The organism is Aneurinibacillus sp. UBA3580 (assembly GCF_002375825.1).
Classification (GTDB): Bacteria; Bacillota; Bacilli; order Aneurinibacillales; family Aneurinibacillaceae; genus Aneurinibacillus; species Aneurinibacillus danicus.
The window spans coordinates 13,523-16,186 of sequence record NZ_DFMZ01000042.1 but is presented as its reverse complement, the minus strand read 5'-3'; the positions used below and the strand labels follow the sequence as shown (position 1 = coordinate 16,186).

At 52.1% G+C, this 2,664-nt stretch carries 4 protein-coding genes; all 4 read right to left on the bottom strand.

Annotation, left to right across the window (positions count from 1 at the left end; genetic code table 11):
• A partial coding sequence (locus B2899_RS06535) for an ACP S-malonyltransferase (protein WP_286884589.1) occupies nucleotides 1–204 on the bottom strand: 204 nt, incomplete at its 3' end.
• On the bottom strand, nucleotides 204–1,229 hold the full coding sequence (locus B2899_RS06530) for a beta-ketoacyl-ACP synthase III (protein WP_286884570.1): 1,026 nt from the start codon (nucleotides 1,227–1,229) through the stop codon (nucleotides 204–206). The genes B2899_RS06530 and B2899_RS06535, both read right to left, overlap by 1 nt.
• Nucleotides 1,216–2,220, bottom strand: a complete 1,005-nt coding sequence (gene plsX / locus B2899_RS06525; RefSeq protein ID WP_146809430.1) for a phosphate acyltransferase PlsX — start codon at nucleotides 2,218–2,220, stop codon at nucleotides 1,216–1,218. The genes B2899_RS06530 and plsX overlap by 14 nt, the downstream gene beginning before the upstream one ends.
• On the bottom strand, nucleotides 2,217–2,664 hold a 448-nt coding region (gene fapR / locus B2899_RS06520; protein WP_286884569.1), incomplete at its 5' end, for a transcription factor FapR. The genes fapR and plsX, both read right to left, overlap by 4 nt.

Sequence of the window (2,664 nt, the reverse complement as noted above, 5' to 3'; positions counted from 1 at the left end):
CGTCAAAATGGCCGGCTGTGTATTGGCGGTCAGACGCAACTCTTCTTCCGGCCCTTCGAAGCAAAGCGTGGAAAGCGAGACGCCAAGTGCCCGGTCCGCTTCATCAAATACCGCTTTCGCTGCAGCTTCTTTCTCATATAGCTCGGCGCCCATGCCTACATATTGTGATCCCTGCCCGGGAAAAATGAACGCTGTCTTGCCCATCATTCTTCCTCCTTCTTTTCCTTGGTCGACCACTTCATTACCGAGGCACCCCACGTTAGCCCGCCGCCGAATCCGACAAGCACCAACGTGTCGCCTTCTTTAATGCGTCCTTCGCTGACAGCTTCATCCAACGCAACCGGAATGGAAGCCGATGACATATTACCATAGCGATTTAAATTCACTACTACTTTGTCATAAGGCAATCCCAAGCGTTTAACAGCTGAATCGATAATACGGAGATTCGCCTGGTGCGGGACAAGGAAATCGACATCTTCTTTTGTAATGCCCGCTTTCAAAAGCGCCTGGTCGGATGCCGTATTCATCGCCCGTACCGCAAACTTGAACACTTCTCCGCCAGCCATATGGATATAGTTCTCGCGACTTCCCAGCTCCACTTTCGGTACCGGAATGCGTGAACCTCCTGCTCCTAATTTCAGCAGTTCGGCACCGCCTCCATCTGCGCCCAGTTCGAAGGAAAGAAATCCCAAGCCTTCTTCCACCGGACCAATAACCGCCGCTCCGGCTCCGTCACCAAATAATACACACGTATTGCGGTCCGTCCAGTCAACGATTTTCGAAAGCGCCTCAACACCGACTACAAGCACGTAACGGTACAGCCCATTGGCGACAAACTGGGCGGCTACTGACGTTCCGTACAAAAATCCGGAGCAGGCCGCCGACAAGTCGAATGCAGCCGCCCGCTTTGCACCCAGTTTCTCCTGTACGATACAGGCCGTGGAAGGGAAGAACATATCGGGCGTTACCGTGGCAACGATGATTAAATCCACCTGCTCAGCTACAATTCCCGCTTTGTCCAGCGCTTGCCGTGCGGCATGAGTTGCCATATCGGAAGATGTCTCATCTTGGCGGGCCATTCTTCTTTCCTTGATTCCCGTTCGGGTCACAATCCATTCGTCCGATGTATCGACCATTTTCTCCAGATCCGCGTTTGTTATAACTTTCTCCGGCAAATAACGTCCTGTTCCCAGAATTCCGGCCGCCCGCTGCGCTTTAAACATATTCATCCCTGCTTTCCCCCTGAATTTCTCTTGCAATCAGACTGTTGACGTCATGCTCGACAAATTTCTTCGCCTGCCTGATGGCAGCATGAATGGCACGGGCATTTGAAGAGCCGTGTGCTTTAATGCAGGTGCCCTGCACCCCCATCAATAACGCTCCGCCATACTCGGCATAGTCCATCTGGTTTTTTACCCGCCGGAGGCCCGGACGCAGCATCATCGCTGCAAGTTGACTTGTAATTGTGCGCGTAAATTCTTCTTTCATGACCGACATCATCGTCTTGGCCATGCCTTCCATCGTCTTTAGCAGAATATTCCCTGAAAAACCGTCACAGACAACAATATCACAGACATGCTCCATGATATCCCGCGCTTCAACATTGCCGATGAAATTCAGCGAGCTTTCTTTTAGCAGGCTATGCGCTTCTTTAGTTAAATCATTTCCTTTTTTTTCTTCTGTGCCGACATTCAACAAACCGACGCGCGGACGTGCTACACCCATTACTTTTTCCGCATAGATGCTGCCCATAATCGCATACTGCAGTAAATGTTTAGGTTGTGCATCCATGTTAGCTCCCGCATCAAGAATCATAACGCCGGCCGCGTCGGTTGTAGGTACAATCGGGCTTAGGGCCGGACGGTCAATGCCTTTGATTCGCCCGGTGATAAGCAGGGCCGCCGTCATGAATGCGCCGGTATTGCCTGCGGAAATGATAACGTCCGCTTCTTTGTTTTTTACCATTGTCACGCCGAGGACAAGCGAAGAATCCCGTTTGCGGCGTACCGCTTTGACAGGTTCTTCATCAGCTTCAATCGTTTCGGCCGCATGCCTAATTTCAATATTTTTCGGCGCCTGTGCAAGCATTGGCGCAAGCCGGGCTTCGTCGCCGACAAGCACGATTCTCACGTCCGGCATCTCACGCGCGGCTTCAATGGCGCCTTTAACATTCGAGGTGGGAGCTAAGTCCCCTCCCATCGCATCTATTGCAATAATCATGTTTCCTCCTGTTTGCGACTGGTCTGTGCGTCGAAATCCCTCATACGGAATACGCGAAACGTTCCGCTGAATACGAGTTCGTCCTGCACCCTCGTTTCCACTCGTACTTTACTCTGCTCGCCCTTCGTCTCGCGAACGGTGGCTTTGGCCACCAGCCTCTCTCCAAGGCGGACCGGGCGTACATAGCGGATTCGCGCCGCAGCCGTCAGTACGACGTCCGCGTCAATAACCGCAACAGCCAGCGAATTGGCCTGGGCAAATATATGGTGCCCGCGGGCAATCTGCGTTCGGGAAAATATATGTTCTTCAGTAATCTCGAGCAGGGAAATCCCCGAACAGTCCAGCTCGATATCAAGCAATTCCCCCACCATTTCTTCCAGTGGAAGCGACTTTACTTCATCCAATGATTTTCTAGCCACATTCTTTATTCGCTCCCGCACTTCC

Bases quoted from the DNA above. Each gene is read 5' to 3' on its own strand.
- B2899_RS06530 (WP_286884570.1), bottom strand. From the start codon at position 1,229: ATGAATATGTTTAAAGCGCAGCGGGCGGCCGGAATTCTGGGAACAGGA.
- plsX (WP_146809430.1), bottom strand. From the start codon at position 2,220: ATGATTATTGCAATAGATGCGATGGGAGGGGACTTAGCTCCCACCTCG.